This window comes from Acinetobacter sp. ATCC 27244 (assembly GCF_000156555.1).
GTDB classification, from domain to species: Bacteria; Pseudomonadota; Gammaproteobacteria; order Pseudomonadales; family Moraxellaceae; genus Acinetobacter; species Acinetobacter haemolyticus.
On record NZ_GG665959.1, the window covers coordinates 111,529 to 128,554 of the forward strand.

At 43.1% G+C, this 17,026-nt stretch carries 14 protein-coding genes and 1 riboswitch; of the genes, 13 read left to right on the plus strand and 1 reads right to left on the minus strand.

What is annotated here, in order from left to right:
• Nucleotides 1-74 precede the first annotated feature (74 nt).
• The 8 genes from gshB to lpxC all read left to right on the plus strand — a co-directional run bounded on the left by gshB (nt 75) and on the right by lpxC (nt 9,494).
• Nucleotides 75-1,019, plus strand: coding sequence for a glutathione synthase (gshB, locus tag HMPREF0023_RS11065; protein WP_008942139.1), 945 nt, complete (start codon nt 75-77; stop codon nt 1,017-1,019).
• Between the two features lie 253 nt (nt 1,020-1,272).
• Entirely contained in the window at nt 1,273-2,370 is a 1,098-nt protein-coding gene (murG, locus tag HMPREF0023_RS11070) for an undecaprenyldiphospho-muramoylpentapeptide beta-N-acetylglucosaminyltransferase (RefSeq protein ID WP_017396700.1), read from the plus strand.
• Between the two features lie 13 nt (nt 2,371-2,383).
• Nucleotides 2,384-3,829, plus strand: coding sequence for a UDP-N-acetylmuramate--L-alanine ligase (gene murC / locus HMPREF0023_RS11075; protein WP_005088688.1), 1,446 nt, complete (start codon nt 2,384-2,386; stop codon nt 3,827-3,829).
• Nucleotides 3,830-3,868: 39 nt separating this feature from the next.
• Nucleotides 3,869-4,795: a D-alanine--D-alanine ligase gene (locus tag HMPREF0023_RS11080; protein ID WP_004641558.1), complete on the plus strand. Its 927-nt coding sequence runs from the start codon at nt 3,869-3,871 to the stop codon at nt 4,793-4,795.
• 4 nt (nt 4,796-4,799) lie between these two features.
• Nucleotides 4,800-5,657, plus strand: coding sequence for a cell division protein FtsQ/DivIB (locus HMPREF0023_RS11085; protein ID WP_005087191.1), 858 nt, complete (start codon nt 4,800-4,802; stop codon nt 5,655-5,657).
• A gap of 65 nt (nt 5,658-5,722) precedes the next feature.
• Complete coding sequence (ftsA, locus tag HMPREF0023_RS11090; protein ID WP_004641555.1) at nt 5,723-6,985, plus strand: cell division protein FtsA; 1,263 nt, start codon at nt 5,723-5,725, stop codon at nt 6,983-6,985.
• A gap of 265 nt (nt 6,986-7,250) precedes the next feature.
• The gene (gene ftsZ / locus HMPREF0023_RS11095; RefSeq protein ID WP_004641553.1) at nt 7,251-8,426 is read left to right on the plus strand and encodes a cell division protein FtsZ; all 1,176 of its coding nucleotides are present in this window, start codon (nt 7,251-7,253) and stop codon (nt 8,424-8,426) included.
• Nucleotides 8,427-8,591: 165 nt separating this feature from the next.
• Entirely contained in the window at nt 8,592-9,494 is a 903-nt protein-coding gene (gene lpxC / locus HMPREF0023_RS11100; protein WP_008942141.1) for a UDP-3-O-acyl-N-acetylglucosamine deacetylase, read from the plus strand.
• A 98-nt stretch (nt 9,495-9,592) separates the two neighbouring features.
• On the opposite strand, the gene HMPREF0023_RS11105 is transcribed toward lpxC, so the two are convergent.
• Nucleotides 9,593-10,033: a hypothetical protein gene (locus tag HMPREF0023_RS11105; RefSeq protein WP_008942142.1), complete on the minus strand. Its 441-nt coding sequence runs from the start codon at nt 10,031-10,033 to the stop codon at nt 9,593-9,595.
• A 106-nt stretch (nt 10,034-10,139) separates the two neighbouring features.
• Between HMPREF0023_RS11105 and HMPREF0023_RS11110 the strand changes: the two genes are divergently transcribed.
• From HMPREF0023_RS11110 to HMPREF0023_RS11130, 5 genes are all read left to right on the plus strand, one after another.
• Nucleotides 10,140-10,823: a M23 family metallopeptidase gene (locus HMPREF0023_RS11110; RefSeq protein WP_004641547.1), complete on the plus strand. Its 684-nt coding sequence runs from the start codon at nt 10,140-10,142 to the stop codon at nt 10,821-10,823.
• 205 nt (nt 10,824-11,028) lie between these two features.
• Nucleotides 11,029-13,746 carry a pyruvate dehydrogenase (acetyl-transferring), homodimeric type gene (gene aceE / locus HMPREF0023_RS11115; RefSeq protein WP_008942144.1) on the plus strand — a complete coding sequence of 906 codons (2,718 nt, stop codon included), beginning with the start codon at nt 11,029-11,031 and terminating at the stop codon, nt 13,744-13,746.
• A 2-nt stretch (nt 13,747-13,748) separates the two neighbouring features.
• A complete protein-coding gene (locus tag HMPREF0023_RS11120) occupies nt 13,749-15,710 on the plus strand; it encodes a 2-oxo acid dehydrogenase subunit E2 (protein WP_008942145.1) in 1,962 nt (653 codons plus the stop codon).
• Between the two features lie 138 nt (nt 15,711-15,848).
• Nucleotides 15,849-16,130 carry a hypothetical protein gene (locus HMPREF0023_RS11125; RefSeq protein ID WP_008942146.1) on the plus strand — a complete coding sequence of 94 codons (282 nt, stop codon included), beginning with the start codon at nt 15,849-15,851 and terminating at the stop codon, nt 16,128-16,130.
• Nucleotides 16,131-16,170: 40 nt separating this feature from the next.
• Nucleotides 16,171-16,308: riboswitch (yybP-ykoY riboswitch) on the plus strand.
• Between the two features lie 83 nt (nt 16,309-16,391).
• The gene (locus tag HMPREF0023_RS11130; RefSeq protein WP_008942147.1) at nt 16,392-16,967 is read left to right on the plus strand and encodes a TMEM165/GDT1 family protein; all 576 of its coding nucleotides are present in this window, start codon (nt 16,392-16,394) and stop codon (nt 16,965-16,967) included.
• Nucleotides 16,968-17,026 lie beyond the last annotated feature (59 nt).

A 17,026-nucleotide genomic window follows, 5' to 3' on the forward strand; every position in this document is an offset into this window, starting at 1 on the left:
CACAACTTGTTGCACGATCAGCGACGAACTTCGATATACTTTTTGCCAAGATTTAAAAATACGAGCGTCAGATTATGCGTGTACTTGTCGTGATGGACCCAATAGAAACGGTGAATCTCAAGAAAGATTCCACGATGGCCATGTTATGGGCGGCTAGCCGTCGTGGCCATGAGTTGGGTTATGCATTACAACACGATTTATATATCGACCAAGGTAAAGCTTTCGGTTTGATTTCACCGCTTAAAGTCTTTGAAGATTATAACCATTATTATGAGTTGGGCGAGCAGCGCAAAGAGTCATTAGCTGACTATGATGTGATATTGATGCGCAAAGACCCACCGTTTGACATGAATTTTGTCTATACCACTTATATCTTGGAACAAGCTGAACGTGAAGGCGTGTGGATTATTAACAAACCACAATCGCTGCGGGATTGTAATGAAAAGCTGTTTGCGACCCAATTTCCAGAGTTACAAGTGCCAACGCTAGTGACGTCACAGCAAAGCTTAATTCGCGAGTTTATTACTGAGCATGGTGATGTGATTGTAAAGCCACTTGATGGTATGGGAGGAACTGGGATTTTCCGTTTATACCAAGATGGTGTGAATATCGGTTCGACTTTAGAAATGTTGACTGAATTGGGTACACGCCCAATCATGGCACAACGCTATATTCCAGAAATTGTAGAAGGGGATAAGCGGATCTTGATGGTCAATGGTGAACCGATTCCCTATTGCTTAGCGCGAATTCCGCAAAATGGTGAAGTGCGTGGTAATTTAGCGGCAGGTGGTTTGGGGCAGGCGCGACCACTCACTGAAAATGATAAATTGATTGCGGCAAAAGTCGGTCCTTTCTTGCGTGAAAAAGGTTTGGTTTTTGTCGGTTTAGATGTGATTGGTAATTATGTCACTGAAATTAATGTGACCAGCCCAACCTGTATTCGTGAGATTGATGCGCAATATGGTACTTCGATTGCGGATGATCTTTTTTCTGTGCTCGAAGCGGGTCGTACACACTAAAAAAATGAGGGGCTGAAATGTTAACAGCCCCTATATTTTTGACCGAATTGCCCATGTGAATTTTTACCGAACTTGGTACTAAATAGGCAATTCAATGTAGACATCATCGTGTTTTTAGCAAACAATTGAAAAAAGCCGAGCTTTCTGTTGTAAACAAGTGAAATTCGCTTTTCGTGAATGAAGCTTTAGGATTAAAATAACGCCCGAAAACAATAGACGATAACCTTCTTTTTTTGAGTTGAAGAATTAGACCGTGACCAATTCACCACACAACAAACCTAAACATGTCTTGATGATGGCTGCAGGTACTGGCGGACATGTTTTTCCTGCACTTGCTGTTGCCAAACAACTTCAACAAGAAGGCTGTCAAGTCTCGTGGTTAGCAACGCCTGCGGGTATGGAAAATCGGTTACTCAAAGATCAAAATATTCCAATTTATCAAATTGATATACAAGGTGTGCGTGGTAATGGTTTACTGCGTAAGCTCAGCGCACCGTTTAAAATTTTAAAAGCAACATTCAGCGCGATGCGCTACATGAAGCAGCTCAAGATTGATGCGGTTGCTGGTTTTGGTGGTTATGTCGCAGGTCCAGGGGGATTAGCTGCACGTATCTTGGGTATTCCTATTTTAATCCATGAACAAAATGCGATTGCAGGTTTTACCAATACCCAATTGGCACGTATTGCCACAACCGTGTGTCAGGCTTTTCCAAATACTTTCCCGACCAGTGATAAGGTGGTGACTACGGGAAATCCTGTCCGCGCTGAGATCACTGCAATATTAAATCCTTCATGGCGCTACCAAACCCGTGAACAAGAACAGCAAGCACTGAATATTTTGATTGTTGGGGGATCGTTGGGAGCACAAGCGCTGAATGAGCGATTGCCTGAAGCCTTAAAAAAGGTCAATGTATCTTTGAATGTGTTTCATCAATGTGGTCAAAACCAACAAGATGCAACGCGTGCACGTTATCAGGATGCACCTGAAGGTCTAAATGTTACGGTTGAACCATTTATTCATGATATGGCGAAAGCCTATAGTGAAGCAGATTTGATTATTTGTCGTGCAGGTGCCTTAACTGTAACTGAGGTGGCAACTGCGGGACTTGCAGCAGTTTTTGTTCCTTTACCAATCGCGGTCGATGATCACCAAACAGCAAATGCAAAATTTTTAGCAAATGTGGGGGCTGCCAAGATTTGCCAGCAAGCGGAGATGACACCAGCGGCTTTGGATGAGTTGTTTGGGCATCTACTCAACCGCCAGCTACTCTCTGAAATGGCAATCAAAGCACGTCAACAGGCGCAACCAAATGCAACGCAGCATGTGGTTGATCTGATTCAAAAATTGTAATTCGAGTTTATTTATGTCTCCAACAAGTCCAAACCAAGCCAAAAAGCTGATTAAAGTGCCAGAAATGCGCCGTATTAAACATATCCACTTTGTTGGTATTGGTGGTGCGGGGATGTGCGGTATTGCTGAAGTGTTGAGTAACCAAGGCTATAAAGTGTCTGGTTCAGATATCAAAGCTTCGAAAACTACGGCACAGCTCGAAGCGAATAACATTAAAGTTTATATCGGTCACACTGCTGACAATATTAAACATGCTGATGTATTGGTGGTGTCGACGGCGATTGATCCTGAAAATCCTGAAGTAAAAGCAGCGATTGAGCAACGTACTCCGATTGTACGTCGTGCTGAAATGTTGGGTGAGCTCATGCGTTATCGTCACGGGATCGCAGTGGCGGGCACACATGGTAAAACGACAACTACCAGCTTGTTGACTACCATGTTGGCGGAAGGCAATCTCGACCCAACCTATGTGATTGGTGGATTGTTGAATAGCACCGGTGTCAATGCAGCGCTGGGTGATAGCCGTATCATTGTGGCTGAGGCGGATGAGTCAGATGCATCATTCTTGTATTTACAGCCAATGGCAGCGATCGTGACCAATATTGATGCGGATCACATGGATACCTATGAAGGTAGTTTTGATAAGTTAAAAGATACGTTTATTCAATTCCTCCATAATTTGCCGTTCTACGGTTTGGCTGTTGTTTGTGGTGATGATGCCAATATTCGTGAGATTTTACCGCGAGTTGGTCGCCCAGTCTTAACCTATGGTTTCGATGAAGATAATGATATTCGTGCAATCGACGTTGAGCAGGATGGCATGCGTTCACATTTCACTGTGTTGCGCAAAGATCGTGAGCCACTACGTGTGACCGTGAATCAGCCCGGTTTACACAATGTGTTGAATGCGCTTGCAGCAATTGGTGTGGCAACAGATGAAGGCGTTTCTGATGACGCAATCTGCCGTGCATTGGCTGGGTTTAGTGGCGTCGGGCGTCGTTTCCAAGTTCAGGGTGAGTTTGAAGTGGGCGATGGCCTCGTGAAGTTGGTTGATGATTATGGTCATCATCCAAAAGAAGTTGAGGCGACGATTAAAGCAGCACGTGCCAGTCATCCAGATCGTCGTTTGGTGATGTTGTTCCAACCGCATCGTTATAGCCGGACACGCGATTGTTTTGATGACTTTGTGGAAGTGTTGTCACAAGTGGACCAATTGTTATTATTGGAAGTTTATTCGGCAGGTGAAAAACCGATTGTTGGCGCAGATAGTCGAGCATTGGCACGCAGTATACGTTTGCGTGGTGAGGTTGAACCGATTTTGGTTGACCCTGTTGATGGAAATTTACCGAGTGTTCTACAAAAAGTGTTACAAGGCAATGACCTGTTATTAACACAAGGTGCGGGTAACGTTGGTGCAATTTCGGTAGAATTGGCTCAGCATCGTCTGTATGCCGAATAATTTTGTTTTGTAAATATTAAAAGTTTTAAGGATATAAACGTGTCAAATGCTGCAAAATTCGGCAAAGTTGCTGTGTTATTGGGTGGGAAGTCAGCTGAGCGTGCTGTGTCATTGGACAGTGGTCAGGCTGTGCTAGAGGCATTGTTGCGTTCGGGTGTACAAGCTGAGGCATTTGACCCTCAAGAGCGTAGTGTGACTGAGCTGGTTGCTTATGATCGCGCTTTTATTGTGTTGCATGGTCGTGGCGGAGAAGATGGTCAGATTCAAGGTGTGCTTGAATGGCTGAATATTCCGTACACAGGCACTGGCGTACAAGGTTCAGCGATTGGGATGGATAAAGTCAAAACCAAGCAAATTTGGCAGGGTAGTGATTTACCAACAGCGCCATATCGTATCATTACGAAAGACACTGATTTAGATGCAGTGATTGCTGATCTTGGTTTGCCAGTCATTATTAAGCCTGTACATGAAGGCTCTAGTGTTGGGATGAGTAAAGTTGAAAAAACTGAAGACTTTGCTGCTGCAATTGCAAAAGCCACAGCACATGATGCAGTGGTGATGGCTGAAAAATGGATTACAGGTCGTGAATTTACGATTTCATTTTTAAATGGTCAGCCTTTGCCAGTGATTCGCCTACAGCCACCTGCTGATGTCGCGTTTTATGACTATGAAGCAAAATACCAACGCAATGATGTGGAGTATGGTATTCCATGTGGATTGAGTGAAGCAGAAGAAAAGACATTACAGGCTCTTTGCTTGCGTGCTTTCCAAGCCGTTGGTGCCGAAGGATGGGGGCGTATTGATGCAATGCAGGATGAACAAGGCAATTTCTGGTTGTTAGAAGTGAATACCGTTCCAGGTATGACCAGCCACTCTTTAGTACCAAAGGCTGCTCAAGCGGTAGGTTATAGTTTTGATGCGCTCTGTGTTGCGATTTTAGAGCAAACCTTAGCAGCGTCGGTTTAGTTTTATGGCTCAACTTCCTGCATCTATGCGTCGCAAGCAACGACCAGCGATTAGCTCAATCCACGAGAAACCACCGACACCAAAACAAAAAATGGTGAATGCCGGTGGTTGGATATTGCTGGTGGTTGCATTTGCAGTGTTAGCATTGGGCATCTATGGTTTATATAAAGTGATGACCGATGCGACTGTGGCGGAACTGCAGGTCGTTGGTACAAATTCAGAACAAGAAAATCAACAGCTAATCCAGCAGTTGAGTCCAGTGATTAAAGATAATTACTTTACCTCGGATTTAGAGCAAATTCGAGATTACGCGTTAAAAGTGTCTTGGGTTGACCGTGTGGTGGTGTCACGAGCTTGGCCAAATGCAATCCGAGTGCGGGTCATGCCGCGCCATCCGATTGCGCGTTGGGGAACAGGGCGTTTGCTCAGTGACAATGGTGAGGTGTTTAGCGAGGCTGTGCCAAAAGCACATCCTAATCTACCGCTTTTACATGGGCCCGTCAGCCAATCCAAAATGATGATGCGTCGTTATAATGAAATTAGTCAATTGTTTCAGCCAGCAGATTTACGTCTGAAAGAATTGTATTTAACCGAGCGTATGACATGGTTTATGCAGTTTGATTCGGGTTTACGTATTATCGTTGATCAAGATCAAACCATGAATAAGTTACAGCGCTTAAGCCATTTGGCACAAACGGATCTTAAACCTGTATGGCCGAAGATCTCGGCGATTGATTTGCGTTATCGAAATGGACTGGCAATCCAGTGGAGAAATGCAACGCCGCCTAAGATCGTCAACGGTCAGTTTGTTGTAACGATTGATGACACAAGCCTTGCAGGTGGAATTCAGGCAAAGCCATAATACGTGGCTTGAAAACAACAGGCAGTTTGCCCGTACTAAACAACAAAAGATATGGTATTGAAGTAATGAGTGAAACTGTTCCCTCAGTTGTTACGATTGATATTGGGACTCATAAGGTCACAGTTTTAATTGGTAAAATCCATGCGCCCGATAAGATTCAAGTGATTGGCATGGCGTCTGCTCGTAACCGTGGTATGGTGAAAGGCAAGATTGTCAGTCTCGACAAGGTGATTGCGGCTATTAAAAATGCGGTATCCGAAGCTGAGGATATGGCAGAGTGCCGTATTCATAGTGCGTGGGTATCTATTCCAAGTACAGAATTACAAAGTTTTTATGCATCAGGTCGTACGCCTGTGGCAAACCACGATCATATTATTACAACCAATGAAGTGGTGCGCGCTTTAGAACTGGCGAAAGCTAGCCATGTTTCACCTGACTATTATTTGGCGAGTGCTGTGCCGTTAGGTTTTGAGCTTGGCGATTCTGGTGAATGGGTACAAAACCCAGTGAATATGTCAGCGCATAGCATGACAGGACATTATCAGCTCATGATGATGCCAATCAGCACCATGCAAAACCTTGATCGCGCCATGAAAGGGGCGAATATTGGGGTGGAGAAAATGGTCGTATCCTGTTTGGCGACCGCTGAGGCGAGTTTGCTTAAAGATGAAAAAGAATATGGCGTATGTTTGGTGGATATTGGAGCTGGTATAACCAATATTGCGGTGTATTTAGATGGTCGTTTAGCTTTGGCGCGAACTTTACAGCGTGGTGGTGAAAATGTAACACGAGATATTGCTGCGGTTCTACAAACCACCACAGAAGAAGCAGAACGTATTAAAATATTACATGGTTGTGTGGATCTCAGTGTGGTAAAGCCTGATCATATGATTCAGGTGCAAGGCATTGATGGGACACAAACCATTAGCCGCATTGAATTGGCTGAGATTATCATTGCGCGTTATGAAGAAATTTTTGCGATGATCCGTGAAGAATTAGAGCATAGCGGTGCGATTCATGGTTTGTATCATGGTGTTGTATTAACAGGTGATGCATGTCAGATTGAAGGCATGGTGAATTTGGCACGTCGTATGTTGGGCGTTTCTGCGCATTTGGGCAATCCACCGTTACAGGTCTATGCCGATGATCAACATCTACCAGCACTACGTCGCTCAATGTATGCAACGGCTGCAGGTTTGTTGATGTTTAGCCAAAGTGATTTGCAAGATGTGGTCGAAGAACCAGAAGAAGCAACCGAGCGTAGTTTTGTCGAACGTGTTGCCAATGGCTGGAATGCATTGAATAGCAAATTAAAGGCTATATTTTAGGATTTGCTGAGATTCTGCCTTGAGCGTTATAACTCACCTTGCGGCATTGGTTTTTTAGCTAATTAGGCAAGGCAGGGTAGAAATCTAAACAAACCCTTAGTTGTAGTTTTTTTTGGGAAAATTTGTTAAGAAGTTGTAATAGTAGGTCACTGTACTTGACAAGCTAGTGATTATTGAACAGCATCCTAAACATCAGTAGTTTTAAAAATCAGGGCAGTAACGGGCTGAAGTAACTGCCATTAATATATTAGGAAATCTAAAGGTCATGGCCTCATTTGAATTTATAGAAGATGAACTAGACGATGGCAACGGTCAAGCCCGTTTCACAGTGTTTGGCGTTGGTGGTGGGGGCGGAAATGCTGTCCAGCACATGGTGCAGTCAGATATTCAAGGCGTGAAATTTGTTTGTGCGAATACGGATAAGCAAGCACTTGATTGTATGAATGCGCCATTCAAAATTCAATTGGGCGAACAAAGTACCCGTGGTTTAGGTGCTGGTGCAAATCCAGAGGTGGGTCAAGTTGCGGCAGAAGAAAGTCGTGAAGTGATTCGTCAACACCTTGAAGGTACAGACATGGTGTTTGTTACTGCTGGTATGGGCGGTGGTACAGGTACGGGTGCTGCGCCTGTGGTTGCCGAGGTTGCTAAAGAAATGGGCATCCTAACTGTGGGCGTCGTAACAACACCATTTAACTTTGAAGGTCGTCGTCGTCAAAAGTCTGCTGAAAAAGGTATCGATGCTTTAGAAGCGCATGTTGATTCTTTGATTATTATTCCAAACCAACGCTTACTCAGCGTTTATGGCGATATTTCAATGAAAGATGCCTATAAAAAGGCGGATGATGTGTTGTTGAATGCGGTACGCAGTATCTTTGATTTAGTCGTCAATCGTGGTCATATTAACCTCGACTTCGCAGATTTGAAAACAGCAATGAGTACGCGTGGTTACGCCATGATGGGTGCTGGTCTAGGGCGTGGTGAAGATCGTGCACGCCAAGCGGCTGAACAAGCAATTCGTAGCCCATTGCTTGATAATGTCAATATTATCAATGCCAAAGGCGTGTTAATTAATATCACAGGTGGTGATGACATTACCTTGCGTGAAACAGAAATTATCACTGATGTCGTCAATCAAATCGTTGACTTGGATGAAGGTGAGATTTTCTACGGTACTGTATTTGATCCAGATGCACGTGATGAACTACGTGTGACTGTGATCGCAACGGGCTTAACGCGTAATGCATCTGAAGTAGAAACCAAGAAACGTACCACTCATGCACAGGCCGTTTCCCAAGGTACGCAAACTGTTGATGAAGATGATGTTCCAGCGATCAGTAAGCGTGCAAATACAGAAGCACCGAGTAGTGCAGCGCCAAGTTCATCACCACTTTCATCTCCGATGAGTATTCAAGATTATCTAAAAAATCAACAAAGAAAGTAATTTAATCAATTACTTGGAAACAGGGAGGGCGAGCACCTCCCTTTTTTATTTTTGTAATAAAGTATTGATTGACATTTCTGCCAACAACAGATTCGATTTATCAAGTGCCAAAACAACCCAAATATGCTAACTTATATCGGTTTTTGCAAATAAAGTTGGCATGGCATGTTGAAACAACGGACTCTTAAACGTGTAGTGAAAGCGAGCGGTATTGGTCTGCACAGTGGTCAAAAGGTGCTGATTAATTTTGTTCCACATCACGTAGATGGAGGAATTGTGTTTCGTCGTATTGACTTGAATCCCCCTGTTGATATACCAGCAAATGCGATGCTGATCCAAGAGGCATTTATGTGCTCGAACCTCGTTCGAGAAGATATCAAGGTCGGTACCATTGAACATGTGATGAGTGCGATTGCAGGGCTTGGAATCGATAATCTAATCGTCGAAGTCTCTGCGTCAGAAGTTCCGGTTATGGATGGCAGCGCTGGTCCTTTTATTTATTTGTTGATGCAAGGTGAGCTCGCTGAGCAAAATGCACCGAAGAAATTTATAAGAATTTTAAAACCTGTCGAGGCGCTAATCGAAGATAAACGCGCTATTTTTACACCGCATTCTGGTTTCCAACTTAACTTTACTATTGACTTTGATCATCCCGCCTTTGCTAAAGAATATCAGTCAGCAACGATCGATTTCTCAACTGAAACTTTTGTATATGAGGTGAGTGAGGCGCGAACTTTTGGTTTTATGAAAGATTTGGATTATCTAAAAGCCAATAATTTAGCTTTAGGTGCGAGTTTGGATAATGCGATAGGTGTAGATGATACTGGTGTGGTCAACGAGGAAGGTCTGCGTTTTGCTGATGAGTTTGTACGGCATAAAATATTAGATGCAGTGGGTGACTTATATCTTTTAGGTCATCAAATCATTGCGAAGTTTGATGGTTATAAATCAGGTCATGCACTGAATAACCAGTTATTACGCAATGTTCAGAATGATCCAAGTAGTTATGAAATTGTAACATTTGATGACGAGAATAATTGTCCAATTCCTTACGTAAGTGTGACATAAGTCATTGTCTTTTCTTGCCTATGTTATAATGTAACAAATGAAAGTGAGATGGAAATCACGGAAAATAAGAAGATATTCCATCACTTAAGTTGTACTGTTTACTTTTTATTGCTTGCCAAAAGTAGTAAAGCTTGGCTAAGCTTAGGGTCGCTCACATATTCAGCGGCACTGCGTAAAAGCGCTTGAGTCTCTGAATTAAGTTTCTTTGATGCGGGGGCAGGTTCTGTTGAAACATGTTTTTTGTTTCTCAATCGAACTTGAATTTTGCGTAAATCACGGAATACTTCAAGTTGAGTGAACTGCGCGACATAGTGAGTTTGTAAGTAACTAAGTTGACTAATCATCGCTTGATTTTCACCTGTTATGATCAAAACACCATGTTGATAACAAACAACCTGCCATTGCTCTGGTTGGGGCAATAATGGTTGAATAATTTTCGTAAGTTTTTGCCATTGTGTGACTTGCGTAGTCAGAAACGTTAAGTTTCCAGTTTTTGTATGTTGTCCTTTCTGTTGAAAAACGTTGTTAGGTTCAGACATGTCAACTTCCTTAGAGGTTACCTGTCCATCTTAAGCGTTTAGTTCGGCTGTGATCAAGGAAGAGATGATAAAGGAACAATTTAAGGACGGTTTCAAGAGGTTTTTTATGCATACGCGTCGTATTTTACTTGCATTTTCACTTGCTGCTTCAGCCGCTTCGGTTGCTTTTGCAGATTATCAAAATATCAATCAAGCCACTGCTGCAGACCGTCTAGAGCAGTTATCTAAAACCTTAGCTCAAGGTTCATATACCCATCCTGATGATATTGATCTGCCAGCTGTATCAAATGTCTCTGTTAAATTACGCGAAAAAACCATTGAACTAAACAATGCCAGTATTGAAAAGAAGTATGGTCGCCAAGAGAGTGGACCTTCATTCTCAGCGGGTACAGGCCATTCTTGGTTAGTCAGTCATCCATTGCAAGATGGTCGTGTCAGTTCGACTTGGGGTAACCGTACGCTATTAGGTTCTACTCGCCATCATTCAGGTGTTGATATTGCAGCACCATCGGGCACACCTATCTATGCTACAGGTCCTGGGGTTGTAACCAAATCAGGTTGGGGTACGGGTTATGGTCAATACGTTGAAATTGATCATGGTAATGGCTATGTTACTCGTTATGCGCATGCATCACGCTTAATGGTCAATGCGGGTGAGCGTGTTGGTGCGGGTCAGCATATTGCAAATGTTGGTTGTACTGGTCGTTGCACTGGACCTCATTTACATTTTGAAGTCGTGAAAGATGGCCAGCGTCGCAATCCTTCAACTTATCTTGCTTTGTTGCCTTAATGTAATTTGTTAACAGTTGTATATAAATGTTTGAAGAAATCGCCTTTATTGGCGATTTTTTATATTTTTTGTTTGATTTGGGTCAATGACTATTTAGGAAAAAAATATTAAGCGCTTTTGTATTCATTTAGGGCGATACCTTTATGAAGCCAAAACATGATAAATATAGCAATAACAATATAGCTTAAGGGAAAAGGTGAATTATATGGCGTTTTATGGCGACTCAGACGCGCAGGAAACCCAAGAATGGCAAGATGCTTTTGATTCAGTATTACAACATATGGGCACGGAACGCGCTGCTTTCTTACTTGAGAAACTTTATCAACGTGCCATTGCCAAACACGTTCCTATTCAACGCTTAAATACACCTTATCTCAATACTATTTCAGTTGAAGAACAACCTGCCATGCCTGGTGATCAGGATATGGAACGTCGTATTCGTGCTTTAATCCGTTGGAATGCATTGGCGATGGTTCTTCGCGCCAATAAAACAGGTGATGATTTAGGTGGTCACCTCGCAAGTTTTGCATCATCTGCAACCCTATATGATGTCGGTTTTAACCATTTCTTCCGCGCCAATAATGATAACTTCGGCGGAGATATGATTTATTACCAAGGACACTGTGCTCCTGGTATTTATGCACGTTCATTCCTTGAAGGACGTTTAACTGAAGAGCAGTTAAGTAATTTCCGCCGTGAAGTTGGTGGCAATGGTTTACCAAGCTATCCACACCCTTATCTGATGCCAGACTATTGGCAATTCCCAACGGTATCAATGGGCCTTGGTCCAATCATGTCGATTTATCAGGCACACATTCAAAAATATTTGATGAACCGTGGTTTGATTAAAGAAGAAGATCGTAAGGTCTGGGCATATCTCGGCGATGGTGAGATGGATGAACCAGAAAGCTTAGGTGCTATTTCATTGGCAGGCCGTGAGAAACTTGATAATTTAGTCTGGGTGGTTAACTGTAACTTACAGCGTCTAGATGGTCCTGTACGTGGTAACGGTAAAATTATTCAAGAACTTGAATCGATCTTCCGTGGTGCAGGCTGGCGTGTCATTAAAGTAGTATGGGGCCGTCATTGGGATCCATTACTGGCTAAAGATACAAGCGGTGCCTTAAAAGCACGTATGGAAGAAGCTGTTGATGGTGACTACCAGCGCTACCAAGTAAAAGGTGGTGCCTATACGCGTGAGAAATTCTTTGGCAAGTACCCAGAAGCTGCGGAACTTGTAAAAGACTTAAGCGATGAAGATATTGATGCTTTAAACCGTGGTGGCCATGACCCTTACAAAGTCTTTGCTGCCTATGCAGAAGCAATGAAAGCAAAAGGTCAGCCAACAGTAATCTTGGCAAAAACCATTAAAGGTTATGGTTTGTCTGAAGAAATTGAAGCGGTGAATAAAACGCACCAAATCAAAAAGATGCAAATTGACTCGTTACGATATGTGCGTGACCGTTTCAATCTTCCATTCACGGATGAGCAGTTAGAAGAACTTCCATTCTATCGTCCAAGTGAAAACTCTCCAGAAATGAAATATATGAAGGCGCGCCGCGATGCATTGGGTGGTTACTTGCCAGCACGTCGTCGTGAGAGTGAGTCTTTAGAGATTCCTGATTTATCTGTATTTGATGCAGTGTTGAAAGGTTCTGGTGGCAAAGAGCAATCCACCACGATGGTGATGGTGCGTTTAATTTCTGCTTTACTCAAAGAAAAAGCAATTAAAGATCGTGTCGTGCCAATTGTTCCAGATGAAGCACGTACGTTTGGTTTAGAGGGTATGTTCCGTCAGCTTGGTATTTATGCCGCTCACGGTCAAAAATATACACCAGAAGACCAAGAACAGCTCATGCATTACCGTGAAGCAAAAGATGGTCACATGTTACAAGAAGGGATCAATGAAGCAGGTGCGATGAGCGCATGGGCTGCTTTGGCAACCAGTTATTCAACCAATAACTTGCCGATGATTCCAATGTACATGTACTACTCAATGTTTGGTTTCCAACGTATTGGTGATATTGCATGGGCTGCTGGTGATGCACAGGCTCAAGGTTTCTTGTTGGGCGCGACTGCGGGTCGTACAACATTAAACGGTGAAGGTTTACAGCACCAAGATGGTCATTCACATATCTTGGCGAACACGATTCCAAACTGCGTATCGTATGATCCATGTTTTGGTTATGAGTTAGCGGTAATCGTACACGACGGTTTACAACGTATGTATGTGAACCAAGAGCGTGTGTTCTATTACTTAACTGTAATGAATGAAAACTACGAACATCCTGAAATGCCAGAAGGCGTTGAAGAGGGCATTAAACGTGGTATGTATTTATTCGAGAAAGATGAAAAAGCAACTGTCCAATTACTTGGTTCAGGTGTAATTCTTCGTGAAGTGATTAAAGCTGCGAAAATCTTACGTGATGAATACCAAATTCATTCAAATGTGTGGAGTGTAACAAGCTTCAACGAATTGGCACGTGATGGTATGGCATGTGAAGAATACAATCGCCTACACCCACTTGCTGAAGAAGTGAAAGAATCTTGGGTATCTAAACAATTACGAGGTACGGAAGGTATCGTCGTTTCTGCTACAGATCATATGCGTGCTTATAGTGAACAAATTCGTGCCTATCTTCCAGATGGTCGCCCATTTGTAGCATTGGGTACAGATGGCTATGGTCGTTCAGATACCCGTGCGAACCTACGTAGTTTCTTTGGTGTTGATGCTGCGCATATCGTTGTTGCAACTTTGAAAAAATTAGCGGATGAAGGTGAGGTGGATGCACGTTTGGTGAAAGATGCAATTTCTAACTTTGAGTTAGATACGGATCGTCCAGTAGCCTGGGTTCCACAAGCACATCCAGAAGTTCAGCCAGTTGCTGAATACAATGAAACGCAAACAGGTGAGGGGAACTAAGCATGCAAATTAAGACCCCTGATATTGGTGTAGATAAAGCAAACGTTGCTGAAATTTTAGTAAAAGTTGGTGACCGTGTTGAAGTTGACGACAGTATTGTTGTGCTTGAGTCAGATAAAGCAACTGTTGAAGTGCCTAGCACTTCAACAGGTGTCGTAAAAAGTATCTTGATTAATCAAGGTGATGATGTGACTGAAGGTGTGGCTTTGATTGAGATCGAAGCAGAAGATGCAGCACAAGCAGCGCCAACTCCAGTTCCTGCGGCTGAAGAAAAGCCAGCTGCTCCAGCACCTGCACAACAAACTCAAGCTTCAGCCCAACCTGCTGCCGCTACATCAACTGCAACTGTTGACGTGACTGTACCTGACATCGGCGTTGAAAAAGCATTGGTTGGTGAAATCCTCGTTAAAGTGGGTGATCAGATCGATGTTGAACAAAGTATTGTGGTTGTCGAGTCAGATAAAGCGACTGTAGAAGTTCCAAGTAGTGTTGCGGGTACTGTGGAAAGCATTCAAGTGAAAGAAGGCGATACCGTTAAAGAAGGTGTTGTGCTTCTTCAAGTGAAAACAACGTCTGCATCTAGTGCACCAGCTGAGGCACCTGCTTCTACAGCAGCTGAGGCGGCAGCACCTGCACCAGCTCAGCAAGAAACTGTAGCAGCGACGGCTACTCAATCTGGTCCAGTGGATATCAATGTTCCTGATCTAGGTGTCGATAAAGCAGTTGTTGCTGAAATCTTAGTCCAAGTTGGCGATAAAGTTGATGTCGACCAAAGCCTTGTTGTGGTTGAGTCAGATAAAGCGACTGTAGAAGTCCCAAGTACGGTTACTGGTGTTGTCAAAGCAATTCATTTACAAGCAGGTCAACAAGTTTCGCAAGGTATATTGCTTGCAACAATTGAAGTTGAAGGTCAAGCAACTGCGGCAGCTCCAGCAGCAGTAGCATCTACTTCACCAGCAACAGCACCTAAAGCGGCAACTCCTGCTCCAACTCAGTCTGCGCCTGTGGCACCATCTGGTACTGACAAGTTAACCAAAGAGCAAGAAGCTGAAAACGCCAAGGTCTACGCTGGACCTGCTGTGCGTAAATTAGCACGCGAATTGGGTGTGGTACTTGGCCAAGTTAAGGCATCTGGTGAACATGGTCGTGTGATGAAAGATGATGTTTTTGCTTATGTAAAAACTCGTTTAACTGCACCGCAAGTTGCTCCAAGCACACAGGCAGCGCCTGTGGCTTCAGGTTTGCCATCGCTACCTGATTTCACCGCATTTGGTGGTGGTGAAGTAAAAGCAATGACGCGTTTGCAACAGGTTTCGGTACCGCAATTGTCATTGAATAACTTCATTCCGCAAGTGACTCAGTTTGACTTGGCTGATATCACTGAGCTTGAAGCGTGGCGTGGCGAACTAAAAGATGGCTTTAAGAAGCAAGGCGTTAGCTTAACTATTTTAGCGTTCATCGCGAAAGCGGTTGCTCATTTGTTAAAAGAAGAGCCTTATTTTGCAGGTCATTTGGCGGATGATCAAAAGTCTGTATTGCTCCGAAATGAGATCCATATGGGTATTGCGGTTGCCACACCAGATGGTTTAACAGTGCCTGTACTACGTAATCCTGACCAAAAATCCATTAAGCAAATCGCAATGGAATTGGCTGAACTTAGTCAAAAAGCGCGTGATCGCAAGTTATCACCAAAAGATTTACAAGGTGCGAACTTCACGATTACCAGCTTAGGTTCAATTGGTGGAACGGCATTTACGCCGTTGGTGAACTGGCCTCAAGTTGCAATCTTGGGTATCTCACCTGCCACCATGCAGCCAGTATGGAATGGTAAAGACTTTGATCCGCGCTTAATGTTGCCGTTGTCATTGTCTTATGATCATCGTGTGATCAACGGCGCCGATGCAGCACGCTTTACCAATAAATTGACTAAATTATTGAAAGATATTCGTACTTTGTTACTGTAATTTCAATGGTTTGATTTGGAATAACCTCGCAATTGCGGGGTTTTCTTTTTTGAATAGCCTGAATCTATGTAGTGCTTTATTTATGCAATTTTTTATCTAAAATGAATGCTAAACAAGGAGATCTGATGTGGAGTAATAATGTTCGCGGTATATAAAATAATGTTGCCGTTATTGCTGGTTATGTTTGTTGCTATGGGGCTCTGGGTGAGTGTTCTGCATTTCCCGTGGGAATGGGTATTCTATATAGTGATGGGGTTAGAAGTAATGGTTGCTACAGTCGCGATGACAATGGAATATCAAGCACAACAAGTGGGTGGTGTAAGCAGTTGGGGCAGTATGGGTTTTATAGGGAGTAATCTTTTTTTTGCTTGTGTGTTGGGTATATTACGTTATGGATTATGGTGTTATCAAAAAATCTAAATTTAGAGATTTTAAATGGGGAAGGGATTTGTTAAAATAATTAAACTTCATTGGGGAGTAGCCGCTCTTTACGCAAAGTAAAGAGGTGATGATCAACATAATTGTTCAACCGAACATGGTCATCATAGCAAAGAACCAAAGCAGCTCACGCTGTGCTTTTGTTGGCAAGACCTTTGATTTATCACTCTGCATCAATTCATTTGATTTTGGCTAGCAGGAGGGATAGGTCATCGGTATATATGCTAGCCAGAGCAATCCATTATGTATGAATTTCTCATCTCAACTTCGATTGTTGCCCTTGCTGAAATGGGCGATAAAACTCAGCTTTTGGCATTGTTACTTGCTGCGCGATTCCGTAAGCCGATTCCGATTTTAATTGCTATATTATTGGCGACCTTGATCAACCATGGTGTGTCTGCTGTACTAGGTCAGTGGATTACAACTGTACTCAGCCCTGAAATTTTGTTGTGGATTCTGGCGCTTGGATTTATTGGAATGGCGATTTGGATGCTGATTCCGGATGAATTGGGCGATGAATCAGAGAACATTAATAAATGGCAAAAGTTTGGTGTATTTGGTGCGACTTTTATCTTGTTTTTCTTGGCAGAAATTGGAGATAAAACCCAAATTGCAACGGTTGCTTTAGCTGCACGTTTTGACAGTATCTTTTGGGTGACGATGGGTACAACCTTAGGGATGATGATTGCCAATGCGCCAGCGGTGTTCATTGGGCACAAGATTGCTGATAAATTGCCGATTTCATTGATTCATAAAGTCGGCGCTGCCATTTTCTTGATTATCGGTGTGTCTACTTTGCTTCAGCATTATTTCTTTTAGGGTTGTAATCTGAAAAACACGCTTTGGCAGAAGTTGTTGAGTTTTTGTTGATTAGAGCG